Raw genomic sequence first — 15,201 nt, 5'->3', positions numbered from 1 at the left:
AGTAAACACCATGACCCTGATGACCTTTTCCCCGAATGCTGTTGCCCGTTTACGAGACGAGCGAGAAGAGGAAAGCACAAAACCCTATTTGTCCCGTGGCTCGCGAGCGCCGCGTTGCCCTACGTGCCGCGTGATTGCCAGCCATTGTTTGTGCCGCTGGCGCCCGCAGGTCAGTACGCGCGCCGGGGTGTGCCTGATCATGACCAAAAAAGAAGTGTTCAAGCCGAGCAATACTGGCTGGTTGATTGCTGACGTGGTGAGCGACAACTTTGCCTTTATCTGGTCGCGCACTGAAACCGATCCGGCATTGCTTGAGTTGCTGGCCGACCCGCAGTGGCAGCCTTATCTGGTATTTCCGGGCGAGTACGTGGAGCCTGGGCGCGTCACCCATACAGTTCAGGCCGAGAGCGGAAAACGCCCTCTGTTCATTCTGCTTGATGCCACGTGGACCGAAGCCCGCAAGATTTTCCGCAAAAGCCCGCATTTTGATCGTTTTCCGATCCTGAGCCTGCTGCCTGAAAAACTCTCACGCTATCGCCTGCGCCGCTCCACCCGCAGTGAGCATCTATGCACTGCCGAGGTCGCCAGCTTGTGCCTGGACCTTGCAGGTGATACCCAGACGTCCACCGCGCTGGATGCGTACTTCGATGTGTTCAGTCAGCACTATCTGGATGCCCGAAATCAGTTGCCGATGAACGAAAGCAGCGCCGCGCACCATGAGCTGGGTGTTTTTTGTAAAAGACCTTCGCCAGAATCGCTCTCAATAGACTAAAGAAGTAGCGCTACAATTTTGCGCGTTCACAACGTGTGTCAAAGCGTCGCATCCTGACCGGTGCGTTTGACGTCGGAATAAGTTGAACGTTGGGGTCAGGTTTGTCCTTGACCACCCACAGTTCGCTGGGCATGCTTGGCGCCGATTCGGGCGCTGTTGCTGTTCAAACGCTTATTTTTCACGACGTTTAGCCTAAGCACGCCCTTTGACGCACAGTCTTTCAACTGCTGCTCAAGTTGCCTTAGCGAGTGCTGGAATTCATCAGGGCTCGCCTGAAACGGGATCATTTTAAAAATGGCCACATACGAAATCCTGATTGCCGACGACCACCCATTGTTCCGCAGTGCATTGCTTCAGGCGGTGACGTTGGGGCTGGGACCTGATGTTCGTCTGGTAGAAGTCGCCAGTATTGCCGAGCTCGAAAAGCAACTGGCAATCAAGGCGGATTGGGATCTGGTACTGCTCGACTTGAACATGCCGGGCGCTTACGGGTTTTCCGGGCTGGTATTGCTGCGTGGGCAATACCCGCAAATTCCGGTGGTGATGGTGTCTGCCCAGGAAGAAGCCTCGGTCATGGTCCGCTCTCGCGAGTTCGGCGCCAGCGGGTTTATTCCCAAGTCCAGCTCTATGGCAGAAATTCAAAAAGCAGTACGTGCCGTACTGGATGGCGATGTGTCGTGGCCGCCTCAGGCGTTCGAAGAGGTGCAGGTGTCTGCCGAAGCCAAAGCCGCCAGCGAAGGCTTGGCCAGCTTGACGCCGCAGCAGTTCCGGGTGCTAACGATGGTCTGTGAAGGGTTGCTGAACAAGCAGATTGCTTATGAGTTGAGCGTGTCGGAAGCCACGATCAAGGCGCACGTTACCGCGATATTTCGCAAGCTGGGTGTACGCACCCGTACGCAGGCGGCGTTGCTCCTGCAACAACTCGAGTCAATTTCGAACCATTAAATTGCCAGGCTTCACGCTTTTTTGACGAAGCGTGAACTAGCGTTCTTTTCTCATTTTTTGCTCAGTTGCCTATCTATGTCGCCTTTTAAAGGGAAAACCGGGTTTAAACGGATTTTGAATGCAGGCGGATACTCGCTGGATGGGCTGCGCGCAGCCTTTACGGGCGAAGCCGCTTTTCGCCAGTTGGTGCTGCTTAATGTGGTGCTGATCCCCCTGACGTTTTTCTTGAATGTCAGCCGGGTTGAGCGCGCGTTGTTGATCGCTGTATGCCTGCTGGCATTGATCGTCGAGTTGCTCAATTCGGCCATTGAAGCGGCGATTGACCGGATCTCCCTCGATCTGCACCCCTTGTCCAAGAACGCCAAAGACATGGGCAGCGCCGCTCAGTTTGTGGTGCTCACCCTGATTGCCGTGGTGTGGGCTGTCATCCTGCTTTAAGCGATGCTGGGCAGTACGATCTCGTCGCTGCGCTGAACCCCGGCGGTGAAGGCGCGGCACAGGTCCAAAAACTCGCGCATGGCAGAGGTTTGGTACTTTTTCTTGTGCCAGATGAAGTAAAACTGCCGCGCAAGATCCAGCTCCGGCGTTTCAACCGCCACCAGGCTGCCGCGTCTGAAGGCATCGCGCAGTGCCAGGCGAGAGATACACCCAATGCCCAGGCCAGACTCCACCGCGCGCTTGATCGCCTCGGTGTGTTCCAGCTCCAGGCGAATGTTGAGCGCACTCTGATGATGGCGCATGGCCTGGTCGAAGGTCAGCCGTGTGCCCGAACCCTGTTCACGCAAAATCCACGCTTCACGAGTCAGCTCTTGCAGTGTGGCGCTCCCCTTGGCGGCCAGCGGATGCTGCGGTGCGCAAAACACCACCAATTCATCCTCGACCCAGCTCTGAACTTCGATGTCCGGGTGGCTACAGTCGCCCTCAATTAGACCCAGATCAATTTCATAATGGGTCACTTGTTGCACGATGTGCGCTGTGTTTTGAACAACCAGTTTCACTTGGCTTTCGGGGTGAGCTTGCATAAAGCTGCCGATGAGCAAAGTGGCCAGGTAATTGCCGATGGTCAGGGTTGCCCCCACCGTCAGCGAGCCAAACCCGGACTTACCGTTAAGCAGGTCTTCGATTTCTTTGGCCTGGTCGAGCAGGGCGACAGCTTGTGGCAACAGTTGGCGGCCGAGCGCGTTGAGGCTTAAACGCTTGCCGGCGCGATCAAAGAGTTGGCAACTGGTTTGGCGTTCCAGTTCGGTAATTGAGGTGCTGGCGGCCGATTGTGAAAGGGCCAACAAGCCAGCAGCGCGTGACACGCTCTCTTGTTGGGCGACGGTGACGAACACTTGAAGTTGTCTGAGAGTAAATCGCATATCGATATAACCGATAACCCTTATCTTAATAATTCAGTTAACAGATATTGTCGTCGCCATTAGAATGCTATGCAATCGCGCCCATAGTCAGCGCAGGCGAAATTAGGAGCCCCGTACATGAGCAACATGAACCACGAACGTGTCCTCAGTGTTCACCACTGGAACGACACCCTGTTCAGCTTCAAGTGCACCCGCGACCCGGGCCTGCGCTTTGAGAACGGTCAGTTCGTGATGATCGGCCTGCAACAACCCAACGGCCGTCCGCTTATGCGTGCCTACTCGATCGCCAGCCCGAACTGGGAAGAGCATCTGGAGTTCTTCAGCATCAAGGTGCCAGACGGCCCGCTGACGTCCCAGTTGCAGCACTTGAAGGAAGGCGACGAGATCATCATCAGCAAAAAACCTACGGGTACGCTGGTGCTGGACGACTTGAAGCCGGGCAAGCATTTGTACTTGCTCAGCACCGGTACAGGCTTGGCGCCGTTTATGAGCGTCATCCAGGACCCGGAAACCTACGAGCGTTTCGAAAAAGTGATCCTGTGCCACGGTGTGCGTTACGTCAACGAAGTCGCTTACCGCGAATTCATCACCGAGCATTTGCCGCAGAACGAGTTCTTCGGTGAAGCGCTGCGTGAAAAGTTGATCTACTACCCCACCGTAACCCGCGAGCCGTTTGAAAATCAGGGGCGCCTGACCGACCTGATGCGCAGTGGCAAACTGTTCAGCGACATCGGCTTGCCGCCGATCAATGCGCAAGATGACCGTGCCATGCTGTGCGGTAGCCCAAGCATGCTGGACGAAACCAGCGAAGTTCTGAACAGCTTTGGCCTGACCGTTTCGCCGCGTATGCGCGAGCCGGGTGATTACCTGATCGAGCGCGCTTTCGTAGAAAAGTAAGCGTCTTTCAACAAAAAGCCCGCGGTGTCTGACGACAGCGCGGGCTTTTTGCTGACCGGGTTTTAGGCCGCTGTGATCACTTCCAGCACTCGGATCATGCCCGGCTCGGGGTAGTGCCAGCGCACATCCAGGTCCCAAAACTGAGCGCCGTACTCTCGTTCTGCTGTAGGCGTCTGGTAGGCCGGACGTGGGTCTTGCGCCAAACACTGTTCAATCAGGGCCACGAGCGGCTCTTGAAGGCGCAGGGCGTGGGCATGCGCCTGTTGCAGCGCGTTCTCGGCCCAGACCACCGGGATCAGCACAGGGGCTGCGCTGGCCATGTCGTTACTGGCGCCAGGGATTATGTCGGCGTAAGGCACATAGGGCTTGATGTCCAGAATCGGCGTACCGTCGAGCAGGTCGATACCCGAGATGTGCAGCCGGCCTGCTTCAACGCGATCCAGCTTGACGACAGACTGGCCGATGCCATTTGGACGATGAGTGGCACGGGTCGCAAAGACGCCCATCGACGTGTTGCCCCCAAGGCGCGGCGGTCGCACTTTTAATCGGGGTTTGTTCTCCAGGGCTTGATGGAACACAAACAGCAACCACACATGGCTGACCTGCTCAAGCCCTTGCACCGCATCGCCCTGATTGAACGGCGCGACCAGCTCCAGCACACCACGGGCGGCGGGGGCCAATTGCGGCTGACGCGGAATGGCGAACTTCTCCTTGAAACAGGAGCGCACAAAACCGATGGGGGAAACGCTGTAGCTCATGAAGGGACCCTGTAGTCGCGGCCGCAGGCTGCGATGGGCTGCGGTTGCGGCCCATGAAATAGGTGTTGCATCAGATCTTCAGATCTTTTCGCGGCCTGCGCCAGTGACGACTACGGCAGCACTCAGGCGGGCCGGACGCGCAGGGTCAGGCCTTTGAGGAAGTTGCGCAGCAACTGGTCGCCGCAGGTGCGGTAGTTGGTGTGACCAAACTTGCGGAACAGGGCGCTCAGCTCAGGCTTGGACACCGGGAACTCGGCGGCTTTAAGAATCGCGTGCATGTCGTCTTCTTTCAGCTCGAAGGCCACGCGCAGTTTTTTCAGGATGATGTTGTTGGTCACTGGCGTTTCAATCGGTTGCGCAGGACGGCTTTCGTCTTTGCCGCGCTTGAAGATCACCAGGCCATCCAGGAAATGCGCCATCACCACGTCCGGGCAGAAGACATAACCTTCTTCATCTTCTTTTTTCAGGTAGTTCAAGAGGTCTTCCTTGGACACTTCAAAGCCGCCCAGTTTGATGATGTCGACCATCTTGTTGTCGCTGATGTCGAGCATGTAGCGCACGCTGCGCAGTACGTCGTTATGAATCATGGTGGGTAATCCTGATATTCAGCAGAGAGCACCGCAGGCGTGCTGCGGTGTCGATATGTTCGGGGTAAAGCCGTGTTTAGAACTTTTCTTTGGTCGTCATGTAGCGCCATTGGCCTACAGGCAGCTTGCCCATCGACACGCCGCCGATACGAATGCGGCGGGTGGAAATAACCGTCAGGCCCACGGCCTGGCAAAACAGTGCAATAACGCCCGGCTGCGGGTTTTTCATCGCAAAGCGCAGGCGGTTTTCACTCTGCCAGCTGGCTTTGACGGCAGGCAGCTCACGGCCTTTGTACGTCATGCCGTGATTGAGCCGATTGAGGCCGTGAGGCGCCATCTCGCCAGACACTTCAACCACGTATTCCTGTTCAATCTTGTTGGCGTCAGCGGTCAGCTTGCGCACGATCTTCCAGTCCTGGGTGAACACCAGTAAGCCGCTGGCGCCTGCTTGCAGTTCATTGCCAACGCTCAAGCGCAGGAAGTGACCTTTTAGCGGGCGTTTGCCGTAACGGTGCTCTTCACTCAGGGTGTCCGGGCCGATCAACGCCATGGCGCTGTCAGTGTCCAGCCCGGCGGGGGCATTCAGCAAGATGGTCACCGGCTCGGGGGCGGTGGCCTTGGCTTCAGGGTCCAGCTCGACTTTTTGGTTGTCGACCTTGAATTGTGGTTCGTCGATGACTTCGCCATCTACCGTGACCCAGCCACCTTCAATGAACAGTTCGGCCTCACGGCGCGAGCAGCCGACGAGTTCGATGAGGCGTTTGGAGAGACGTATCGGTTCAGACATGACAAGGGCCGTAATGTAATTGGGCGGCTATTGTACCCGCCTCGCGTCGGTTAAGTCCGGCTACATTTGCCTTGGGTCGGTGTTGTGCGTTTATAACGCAGGTGCAGGAGTGGATAAGGCTCACCCATGCCGTCTGTTTCACTGCGGCCGATGACTTCAAATCCTTGTTTGAAGTAAAAGCCGATGGCTTGCGGGTTCTGCACATTGACATCGAGTTGTACGGCATGGAGGTTGTCGATGGCATGCCTGAGCAGTGTTTTACCTACGCCACGCCCTCGGTACTCAGGGTCAATGAACAGCATTTCAACTTTGTCGGCATGGATCCCGCAAAACCCCACGATGCGGCCGGTGAGCGGGTCTTTACAGCAAATCAGCTTCACCGCCTTAAGGTAGGCGTGCGCCACTAGTTCGCGCAGTTCTTGGATATAACGGTCAGGTAAAAAGTCATGGGTTGCCCGCACGGAGCCTTCCCAAACCTGGCACAGCTCTGTGAAATCGTCCTGTTGTGGTGTTTCTACCACCCATACCCGGCCCATTACGCCTTTCTCCTGACGCCCGTCGTTAAACCATGAGGTTAACCATAGCCGTAAAAAAAGCCCTGGCGCGAGTGCGGCAGGGCTTTTTCAGAGCGTGCGGCGATTTAGATCACTTCAGCCCACAGGTCATACTCGTCGGCGTCGGTCACGCGACACATGATCTTGTCACCCGGCTTGATGTCTTTGTCGGTGGCGATAAACACGTTGCCGTCGATTTCCGGTGCGTCAAAGAAGCAACGGCCTACAGCGCCTTGCTCGTCCACTTCATCGATCAGGACTTCGATGTCCTTGCCGATTTTCATTTGCAGACGTGCCGCACTGATGGCTTGCTGGTGCGCCATAAAGCGATCCCAACGGTCCTGCTTGATGTCATCGGGCACTATGTCCAGATCCAGATCGTTGGCCGGTGCGCCTTCTACGGGCGAATACTGGAAGCAACCCACGCGATCCAGTTGCGCTTCGCTCAGCCAGTCCAGCAGGTACTGGAAGTCTTCTTCGGTTTCGCCGGGGAAGCCGACGATGAAGGTCGAGCGGATGATCAGGTCCGGGCAGATGACGCGCCAGTTTTTGATCCGCGCCAGAGTCTTGTCTTCAAACGCCGGGCGTTTCATCGACTTGAGCACTTTAGGGCTGGCGTGCTGGAACGGGATGTCCAGGTACGGCAGGATTTTGCCGGCGGCCATCAACGGGATCAGCTCATCAACGTGCGGGTACGGGTAAACGTAGTGCAGGCGCACCCATACACCCAGCGAGCTCAAGGCTTCGCACAGTTCAGTCATACGGGTTTTGACGGGGGCGCCGTTCCAGAAACCGGTACGGTATTTCACGTCAACGCCATAGGCACTGGTGTCTTGGGAAATCACCAGCAGCTCTTTAACCCCGGACTTGACCAGACGCTGCGCTTCGTCAAGCACGTCGCCGACCGGGCGGCTGACCAGCTTGCCGCGCATCGAAGGGATGATGCAAAAGCTGCAACTGTGGTTACAGCCTTCAGAGATTTTAAGGTACGCGTAATGGCGCGGGGTCAGCTTGATGCCTTGAGGCGGCACGAGGTCGATCAGCGGGTTGTGGTCCTGACGCGGTGGCACCACTTGGTGAACGGCGTTGACCACTTGCTCGTACTGCTGCGGGCCGGTGACGGCGAGCACGCTTGGATGAACGTTGCGGATATTGCCTTCTTCGACGCCCATGCAGCCAGTCACGATGACTTTGCCGTTTTCCTTGATGGCTTCGCCGATGACTTCCAGCGATTCAGCTTTGGCGCTGTCGATGAAGCCGCAGGTGTTAACCACCACGACGTCAGCGTCCTGATAGGTGGAGACGACATCGTAGCCTTCCATACGCAGCTGCGTGAGGATGCGCTCGGAGTCGACCAACGCTTTTGGGCAACCCAGGGAGACAAAACCAACCTTGGGGTTGGCAGGCTTGGTAACGGTGGACATGGCGAACCTCGGTATGTAGTGACGTTACATGCCCGTAAAGGCTGCACGACGAACGGGCGCTTGATGCGCCTCTAATGAAAAAAAGTGCGTGATTTTAGCTATGGTCAACGCACTTGACCAGCGTTATGCGGGGATTTACGACGAGTGCTGCGCTATGCTGCGCGCCGTCGCGAAAGTAGGGTTTCTAACCTATGAATTTTCGTAGATAACAGTCAGACAATCAGCGCATGCTGCCGAGCAAACGTAGCGCTCGCCATTAAGAACAGCGGTCTAGAGTTGTAGGAGTGGTTGATGGGGCAGGCAAGTAGTCAGGCGGCAGACGGCGGGCATTCAAAAGCCAAGCCGATTGGGATGCTGGTTGCGGCGGTCGGGGTGGTTTACGGCGACATTGGTACCAGCCCGTTGTACACCCTCAAAGAGGTGTTTTCCGGCGGTTATGGGGTACAGGTCAACCACGACGGTGTGTTCGGCATTTTGGCGCTGATTCTGTGGTCGCTGATTTGGGTCGTGTCGATCAAATACGTACTGTTCATCTTGCGCGCCGATAACCAGGGCGAAGGCGGCATTATGGCCTTGACCGCGCTGGCTCGCCGAGCCGCTTCGCCTTATCCCAAATTGCGTTCGGTGCTGGTGATTCTGGGGTTGATCGGCGCATCGTTGTTTTACGGTGACAGCATGATCACCCCGGCGATCTCGGTTCTATCCGCGGTTGAAGGGCTTGAGCTGGCGTTTGATGGCCTGGACCACTGGGTAGTGCCCCTCGCGTTGGTGGTGCTGGTGCTGCTGTTTCTGATTCAGCGCCACGGGACTGCCAGCATTGGCAAGCTGTTTGGCCCGGTGATGGTGGTGTGGTTTCTGGTATTGGGCGGGCTGGGCATTCACGGGATAACCCAGCACCCTGAAGTCCTCAACGCACTGAACCCTGTTTGGGGCGTGCGCTTTTTTGTGTCACACCCTGGCATGGGCGTGGCCATTTTGGGCGCGGTGGTCCTGGCCTTGACCGGGGCCGAGGCGTTGTACGCCGACATGGGGCACTTTGGTCGCAAGCCGATTGCACGGGCGTGGTTCATTTTGGTGTTGCCTGCGCTGGCGCTTAACTACTTCGGACAAGGCGCATTGCTGCTCGAAAACCCGGGCGCTGCGCGTAACCCGTTCTATCTTCTGGCCCCCAGTTGGGCGCTGATCCCGTTGGTGGTGCTGTCGACGCTGGCCACGGTGATTGCATCGCAAGCGGTAATTTCCGGGGCGTTTTCCTTGACCCGCCAGGCGATCCAGTTGGGTTACATCCCGCGTATGCACATCCAGCACACTTCCAGCGCCGAACAGGGCCAAATCTACATCGGCGCCGTGAACTGGTCGTTGATGGTGGGGGTGATTTTGCTGGTGTTGGGCTTTGAGTCCTCGGGCGCGCTGGCATCGGCTTACGGCGTGGCGGTGACCGGCACCATGCTGATCACCAGTATTTTGGTGTCGGCGGTGATGCTGTTGCTGTGGAAGTGGCCACCGATTTTAACGGTGCCCATTTTGGTCGGTTTTCTGCTGGTGGACGGCCTGTTTTTTGCGGCCAACGTGCCGAAAATCGTGCAGGGCGGAGCGTTTCCGGTGTTGGCGGGTATTGTGCTGTTTGTACTGATGACCACTTGGCGTCGCGGTAAACAGTTGTTGGTTGATCGTCTCGACGAGAGCGCCTTGCCACTGCCGCTGTTTATTAGCAGCATTCGCGTGCAACCGCCGCACCGTGTGCAGGGCACCGCTGTGTTTTTGACTGCCCGCCCGGACGCTGTACCCCACGCGCTGTTGCATAACCTGCTGCATAACCAGGTCCTGCATGAGCAAGTGGTGCTGCTGACGGTGGTCAACGAAGACTCGCCACGGGTGCCCGCTGAGCGACGCTTTGAGGTGGATGCTTACGGTGATGGCTTCTATCGGGTGATTCTGCATTTTGGTTTTATGGATGAGCCGGATGTACCGCAAGCGTTGAAGCTGTGCCATCTGGACGAGCTGGACTTCAGTCCGATGCGCACGACCTATTTCCTCAGTCGCGAAACGGTGATCCCTTCAAAACTGGTGGGCATGGCGCGTTGGCGCGAAGGGCTGTTTGCTTTCATGCTCAAAAACGCCAACGGCAACCTGCGCTTCTTCAAGCTGCCGGTAAACCGGGTGATCGAGCTGGGAACCCAGGTCGAGATGTAGCCTGATAAAAAAGCCCGGCCTTGTGAGAGGTCGGGCTTTTTGTTGCGCCATGGGTTGACGTGCTCAAGGCCTGTAGCCGATGACGCGCCATGCGAGGCTGCGTGCAGTTGCGCAGCCATCGTAAACTCACCCGTCATAGACGTCTGCGCACCGCTTGCACCGGGTTATTCGGCTACGGCCTGGTGTTTCTTGATCAGGTCGACCAGCCGTTGCGCCAGTGCCGGGTAGTTCTCGTCGAAGTGATGGCCGCCCGGTAGCTTCAAGCCTTCACCCACTGCTGTTTTGGCCGTACAGCCGCTTTCGTCGACTTCCTCTTCGCCATAAATACACACGACTTTGGCTGGCGGCAGTTTTGACATTTCTTCGCCCGTGTCGGCTTCTGCACCCGCTTTACCCAGCCAGCCATCCACATGGATTTCAAAACTGCCACTGCGGGCAAATGCCAGCAACATAATGGCATCTACGCGCTTTTGCTCGGCTTCTGGTAGACGGTTGTAGGTGGCAGGCAGCACATCAGCACCAAACGAGTAGCCGACCAGCACAAAACGCTGGGTGCCCCATTTCTGACGGTAGTGCTGCATCAGTTCTGTCAGGTCGGTAGCGCTTTGCTCCGGGGTTTTGTGCTGCCAGTAGTAGCGCAGCATGTCGATACCCACCACCGGGTAACCGATCTTGGCCATTTCACCGGCCACGTCACGGTCCAGATCACGCCAGCCGCCATCACCCGATAAAAACAGCGTCACGGTATTGTTTTGCTGACCGGCCGGGACTTCGACCACCGGCATGCTCAGCCCACCGTTCTCATTGCCCACCAGGATTTTGCGCAGTTCATTGCTCAGCACTTGCGGCAAATGGATGTCGTAGTCGCTGATGCTGGTCTGTGCATTGCTTTGATCGCGTACGAACGCAGCACTTGGATCGTCAGGGTTGTCGTTCCAGGCCACCAGCCAGTTGCCGTGGGCAGCCGCCTTTGGCACGGGCAGGGCGCATCCCGGCTCTTCGAGCTTGAAGCCCACTGACACCGCTTGCGCTTTGTCGTTGGTTTGCCCGGCCAGCCAGCGCCAGGCCAGCGTTGCACCGGGACCAATGCCACTGACCAGCGTGGCCGGGCCTTTGAGCTGAGCGAGTGCGTTTTGCAGCGCTTGCTGCTGCAAGGTGCAGTCCTCTTTGGGCAGGATGACCTGCGCCAACTGAGCTGCGCCGCCGCGGCTCAACGCCAGTAATTGCTTATCGTTGAGCGCTTCTTCGGTGGGTACGGCGATGACCACTTGGGCGCGGGCTTTCTGGCCCGGGATGACCTTGGTCAGCGTCGAGCCGTCGGCTTGGCTGATGTGTTCAATTGTGGGCTCAGGAGCGGGACGGTTCCATGCCCAATAGCCGCCTGCCACCAGCGCGACCAACACCACCAGAGTGACCAGCAAAAACCGCCAGGAACGATGTTTCATTAACGTTTCACCAATCCAGTCAAGCCGCCTGCAATCAGGGCGGCGGTATCAGCCAGTGCGACCAGCGGATCAAGTCCGGCAGGCACGGCCATATAACGAGGTTCCCAGTCAGGCTGGAATTTGTCTTTAAAACGGCGCAACCCCTGGAAGTTGTACAGGTGCTCGCCGCGCTGGAACAACATCGACCCCAAACGCTGGGTCAGCGGTGCGCCCCGACGCGGTTGCAAGCCGGACAACGGCACCATCCCCAGGCTGAAACGGGCATATCCGTGCTTCTTATAATGCTGAATCAGGCCGACCATCATGAATTCCATGGTCAACTTCGGCGCATCGGGGTGAGCGCGCATCAGGTCAAGGCTCGACAATTCGTGGCTGTGAGTCTCCAGCAAGTTGGCGAATGCCACCGGTTTACCTTCGAAACGAATAATCGCCACACGAAAATGCTTGATGTAGTCCTCGCTGAATCGTCCCAGCGAGAAGCCTTTTTCGCGCACGTTCTTGCCCGTGAGCCAGGCATCGGAAATCACCTTCAATTCATCCATCGGCGCTTCACCCGGTTCGTGAATCTCCAGTGACAGGCCGTCACGAGTGCCGCGGTTCCAGGTGTAACGCAGGTCCTTCATCTCTTTGCCTTTGGCGTCGAGATCAAAGCGCTGCAAATCGACGCGGGCTTCTTCGCCCAGCTTGATCGCGGTCAGGCCGATGTCCATATAGAACGGCAGGTTCTCAGCACGAACCTGATAAAAAACGGGGCGCGCGTGATAGGTGTCGCACAGGTCGCGAAACTGCCAGATCAACTCGGCACGTTGCTGGTTCGGCCCAATCGGGTCGTACAAGGCCACCAGGCTGCGGCCACGGCGGGCGTACATCAAAAAAGCGTTGTCGTGCGGGTGGAACAGCAAGGCTTTATCGCCGGTCAGGGCCAGGCCGCCGTCGGGTTGGTTGGACGCCAGGAGGATTTTCTCGGCGCGTGCCAGTTCCTCGGCATCCGGCAGGTGGATGACGGGCCGGGCGGTGCGCAGCAGCCAGGTCAGCGAAACGATCACCAACACCACGGCGGCGCCCAGCAATGAGCGCAACCCGCGTGGCGCATCGGCATCCAGGGTGAATTGCCACCACAGCTGATGGCTGTAAGGCACGTCCTGATAGGCAAACAGCAGCAGCCAGATCGAGGCGCCCAGCACACAGAGGCTGGCGACCAGATACAGGGGAGAGAAGGGCAGTTCAGTCAAACGGCTGGGGCGATAGAACGAGCGGCGAAACAGCGCCAGCAGGCTGGCGGTCAGGGCCAGAATGCACGCTTCTTCCCAGTCAAAGCCCTTGAGCAGCGACAGCACGGCACCCACTAGCAGCAAAATGGTGGTCAGCATCCACGCCGCCGACAAGCGTCGACGCAAGCCTTGAGCCAGCAACAGGCACAGCACGCCAATCAGGCTGGCGCCAAAGTGTGAGGCATCAATCAGGCGGTGCGGGATAAGAAAGCCGATGTGTTCAAGGCGGGTGTCGATTTCAGGAGTCGCCCCCGAGAACAGCAACACCACGCCCGACATGAACACCAGCACCGCGAGGATCGGAGCGGCAAGGCCCGAAGCGACGCGCAGACTTTGGCGGGTTTGAATCAGGCGCTGGGCTTCGTTGATCAGCAGCATCAGGCACGCGACCAGCAGCGGCAGAATCACGTAAATCATGCGGTACAGCAGCAAAGCGGCGGCCAACGGCGCAGCCCCCAGCTTGTCGGCAAAGGCGGCGAGCAATATCGCCTCAAAGACACCCACGCCGCCGGGAACATGACTCAACACGCCTGCGGCCAGCGCCAGCAGATAAACCAGCATGAAAGCGCCAAACGGGGGCGCTTCGGGCAGTAACAAATACAGCACGGTAGCTGCTGCGGCCACGTCCAGGGCGGTGATCACCAGTTGCAGGAGCGTCAGGCGTGGGCTCGGCAGGCGCAGGGTGCGTCGGCCAGCCTTGACCAGCAAGTTGTCCGGTATCGGTTGTTCGGGCAGTCGGCGACGATAAATGCCCAGTGCCAACAAACCGAACAGTGCCAGCACCGCGAAAGAAATCGCACCCAATAAATAGGCGGGAAGGTGCAGGGCGGCTGCGGCTGCGGGCAAATTGCTTAAGGTTGCGAGCGCTGCCAGGGGCGGTAACGCGCAGCCTAAAGAGAGGCTGGCGAACAGCGTCATGTGTGCCACTTCCGAGGCGCCGACACCGTGGCGTGCATATAAACGGTAGCGCACCGAGCCGCCGGACAGCAGCGACAGGCCGATGGCGTTACCAATGGCAAAAGCTGTGAAGCCGCCAAGAGCCAAAGTTTTGGGAGGCAGTTTGACCCCCGCGTAGCGACTCGCAGACCATTCATACCCGAGCAGGATCAGAAACCCGACAGCCGTGGCAGCCACAGCGCCGAAGAGGGCGGGCTTGGGCACTTCAAGAATGGAGTCGTGCAGTGCGTACAGGTCAAGTTCGCTGAGTAGATGGCGACATGCAATCAGGGCTATCGCAAACAGCAGCAAGGTGAGCACCAGCCCGATGGGTTGGCGGTACTTGCTCAACAAATCCAGCCAGCGCAAGCGGGTCGCGGCAATCGGGTGGGCTGCTGTAACGGTGTCTTTGGGGAGTGGCGAATTATCGGGCATCAATCACCTCGTGGATCGTGCGCGATAGGATGGAGGCATAGACTCAAGTTACCAATCCTTTTGGCTAAAATATTTTGAAATACTTTCAGTTGTTTGCCTGAGGTTCAGGTTGATGAGGTGAAAAGAAGGTAGTTGCTGCGTCAGGGGATAGCTGCACGAACTTTCAGAAATATGCCGTTTATTGTCAATAAACGCGTGCCGGGCACTTTTCGAGCGCGCACAAAAAAGGCCACTCTTTCGAGTAGCCTTTTTCGATGTTTGGTTGCGGGAGCCGGATTTGAACCGACGACCTTCGGGTTATGAGCCCGACGAGCTACCAGACTGCTCCATCCCGCGTCTGTGTGGGCGCATTCTACAGATGAACGAAGATGTGTCAACGCTTAATTGACCGCGCGGTCGAAATAAACAACGTTGAGGTGGTAGGTCAGCAAAAACACACACGCACAAAAAAGGCCGCTCTTTCGAGCAGCCTTCTTCGATGTTTGGTTGCGGGAGCCGGATTTGAACCGACGACCTTCGGGTTATGAGCCCGACGAGCTACCAGACTGCTCCATCCCGCGTCTGTGGGGCGGATTCTACAGCGATACGCCGCAGTGTCAAACTTTAATACGTAAAAACAATGAATTAGGTCGCATGCGCAGATTTCAACCTGAAAGCAGGGCGCGGACTTGCCAGTCACTGCCGCAGGCTGCAATGGGGTTGGCAGTGCAAATGAGGGTCAGCAAGTGTCATTGCATAAAATGCACGCGCACAAAAAAGGCCACTCTTTCGAGTAGCCTTTTTCGATGTTTGGTTGCGGGAGCCGGATTTGAACCGACGACCTTCGGGTTATGAGC

Annotated in this window: 14 protein-coding genes and 2 tRNA genes; 5 read left to right on the top strand and 11 right to left on the bottom strand. The window is 57.5% G+C overall.

All coding sequences use genetic code 11. The features are described 5' to 3' along the window. The first annotated feature begins 19 nt into the window (after window positions 1-19). A complete protein-coding gene (locus AP059_RS18250) occupies window positions 20-772 on the top strand; it encodes a tRNA-uridine aminocarboxypropyltransferase (protein ID WP_059761485.1) in 753 nt (250 codons plus the stop codon). 95 nt (window positions 773-867) lie between these two features. Here AP059_RS18250 and AP059_RS18245 read toward each other — a convergent pair whose 3' ends face one another. After that, window positions 868-1,074 carry a hypothetical protein gene (locus AP059_RS18245; protein ID WP_131811532.1) on the bottom strand — a complete coding sequence of 69 codons (207 nt, stop codon included), beginning with the start codon at window positions 1,072-1,074 and terminating at the stop codon, window positions 868-870. Between AP059_RS18245 and erdR the strand changes: the two genes are divergently transcribed. After that, complete coding sequence (erdR, locus tag AP059_RS18240; protein WP_059761479.1) at window positions 1,067-1,717, top strand: response regulator transcription factor ErdR; 651 nt, start codon at window positions 1,067-1,069, stop codon at window positions 1,715-1,717. The genes AP059_RS18245 and erdR overlap by 8 nt on opposite strands. A 75-nt stretch (window positions 1,718-1,792) precedes the next feature. Next, window positions 1,793-2,155 carry a diacylglycerol kinase gene (locus AP059_RS18235; RefSeq protein ID WP_048362753.1) on the top strand — a complete coding sequence of 121 codons (363 nt, stop codon included), beginning with the start codon at window positions 1,793-1,795 and terminating at the stop codon, window positions 2,153-2,155. Here the strand turns inward: AP059_RS18235 and AP059_RS18230 are convergent. After that, window positions 2,152-3,078, bottom strand: coding sequence for a LysR family transcriptional regulator (locus AP059_RS18230; protein WP_048362754.1), 927 nt, complete (start codon window positions 3,076-3,078; stop codon window positions 2,152-2,154). The genes AP059_RS18235 and AP059_RS18230 overlap by 4 nt on opposite strands. Before the next feature lie 117 nt (window positions 3,079-3,195). Here AP059_RS18230 and fpr point away from each other — a divergent pair, with 117 nt between their 5' ends. After that, window positions 3,196-3,975, top strand: coding sequence for a ferredoxin-NADP reductase (gene fpr / locus AP059_RS18225; RefSeq protein WP_048362755.1), 780 nt, complete (start codon window positions 3,196-3,198; stop codon window positions 3,973-3,975). A gap of 62 nt (window positions 3,976-4,037) precedes the next feature. On the opposite strand, the gene tsaA is transcribed toward fpr, so the two are convergent. The 5 genes from tsaA to rimO all read right to left on the bottom strand — a co-directional run bounded on the left by tsaA (window position 4,038) and on the right by rimO (window position 8,085). Continuing rightward, window positions 4,038-4,733 (bottom strand): tRNA (N6-threonylcarbamoyladenosine(37)-N6)-methyltransferase TrmO, encoded by a 696-nt coding sequence (gene tsaA, locus AP059_RS18220; protein WP_059761480.1) that lies wholly within the window; start codon window positions 4,731-4,733, stop codon window positions 4,038-4,040. A gap of 122 nt (window positions 4,734-4,855) precedes the next feature. Further along, window positions 4,856-5,320: a DUF1456 family protein gene (locus AP059_RS18215; RefSeq protein ID WP_048362757.1), complete on the bottom strand. Its 465-nt coding sequence runs from the start codon at window positions 5,318-5,320 to the stop codon at window positions 4,856-4,858. 76 nt (window positions 5,321-5,396) lie between these two features. Beyond that, window positions 5,397-6,107 carry an rRNA pseudouridine synthase gene (locus tag AP059_RS18210; protein WP_048362758.1) on the bottom strand — a complete coding sequence of 237 codons (711 nt, stop codon included), beginning with the start codon at window positions 6,105-6,107 and terminating at the stop codon, window positions 5,397-5,399. 50 nt (window positions 6,108-6,157) lie between these two features. Continuing rightward, window positions 6,158-6,643 carry an acetyltransferase gene (locus AP059_RS18205; RefSeq protein WP_059761481.1) on the bottom strand — a complete coding sequence of 162 codons (486 nt, stop codon included), beginning with the start codon at window positions 6,641-6,643 and terminating at the stop codon, window positions 6,158-6,160. A 104-nt stretch (window positions 6,644-6,747) separates the two neighbouring features. After that, window positions 6,748-8,085, bottom strand: a complete 1,338-nt coding sequence (gene rimO, locus AP059_RS18200; protein WP_048401048.1) for a 30S ribosomal protein S12 methylthiotransferase RimO — start codon at window positions 8,083-8,085, stop codon at window positions 6,748-6,750. Between the two features lie 291 nt (window positions 8,086-8,376). On the opposite strand from rimO, the gene AP059_RS18195 reads away from it, so the two are divergent. Continuing rightward, window positions 8,377-10,278, top strand: coding sequence for a potassium transporter Kup (locus tag AP059_RS18195; protein WP_059761482.1), 1,902 nt, complete (start codon window positions 8,377-8,379; stop codon window positions 10,276-10,278). A 164-nt stretch (window positions 10,279-10,442) separates the two neighbouring features. Here the strand turns inward: AP059_RS18195 and AP059_RS18190 are convergent, their stop codons facing one another. The 4 genes from AP059_RS18190 to AP059_RS18175 form a co-directional block, all read right to left on the bottom strand. Beyond that, entirely contained in the window at window positions 10,443-11,723 is a 1,281-nt protein-coding gene (locus AP059_RS18190; protein WP_059761483.1) for a virulence factor family protein, read from the bottom strand. Further along, complete coding sequence (mprF, locus tag AP059_RS18185; protein WP_059761484.1) at window positions 11,723-14,365, bottom strand: bifunctional lysylphosphatidylglycerol flippase/synthetase MprF; 2,643 nt, start codon at window positions 14,363-14,365, stop codon at window positions 11,723-11,725. Before mprF ends, AP059_RS18190 begins: the two co-directional genes overlap by 1 nt. Window positions 14,366-14,624: 259 nt before the next feature. Next, window positions 14,625-14,701 (bottom strand) — tRNA-Met (locus tag AP059_RS18180). 147 nt (window positions 14,702-14,848) lie between these two features. After that, window positions 14,849-14,925 (bottom strand) — tRNA-Met (locus AP059_RS18175). Between the last annotated feature and the right edge of the window lie 276 nt (window positions 14,926-15,201).

Source organism: Pseudomonas sp. TAA207, from assembly GCF_001529285.1.
Classification (GTDB): domain Bacteria; phylum Pseudomonadota; class Gammaproteobacteria; order Pseudomonadales; family Pseudomonadaceae; genus Aquipseudomonas; species Aquipseudomonas weihenstephanensis.
This window is presented reverse-complemented; position numbering and strand designations above follow the sequence as displayed.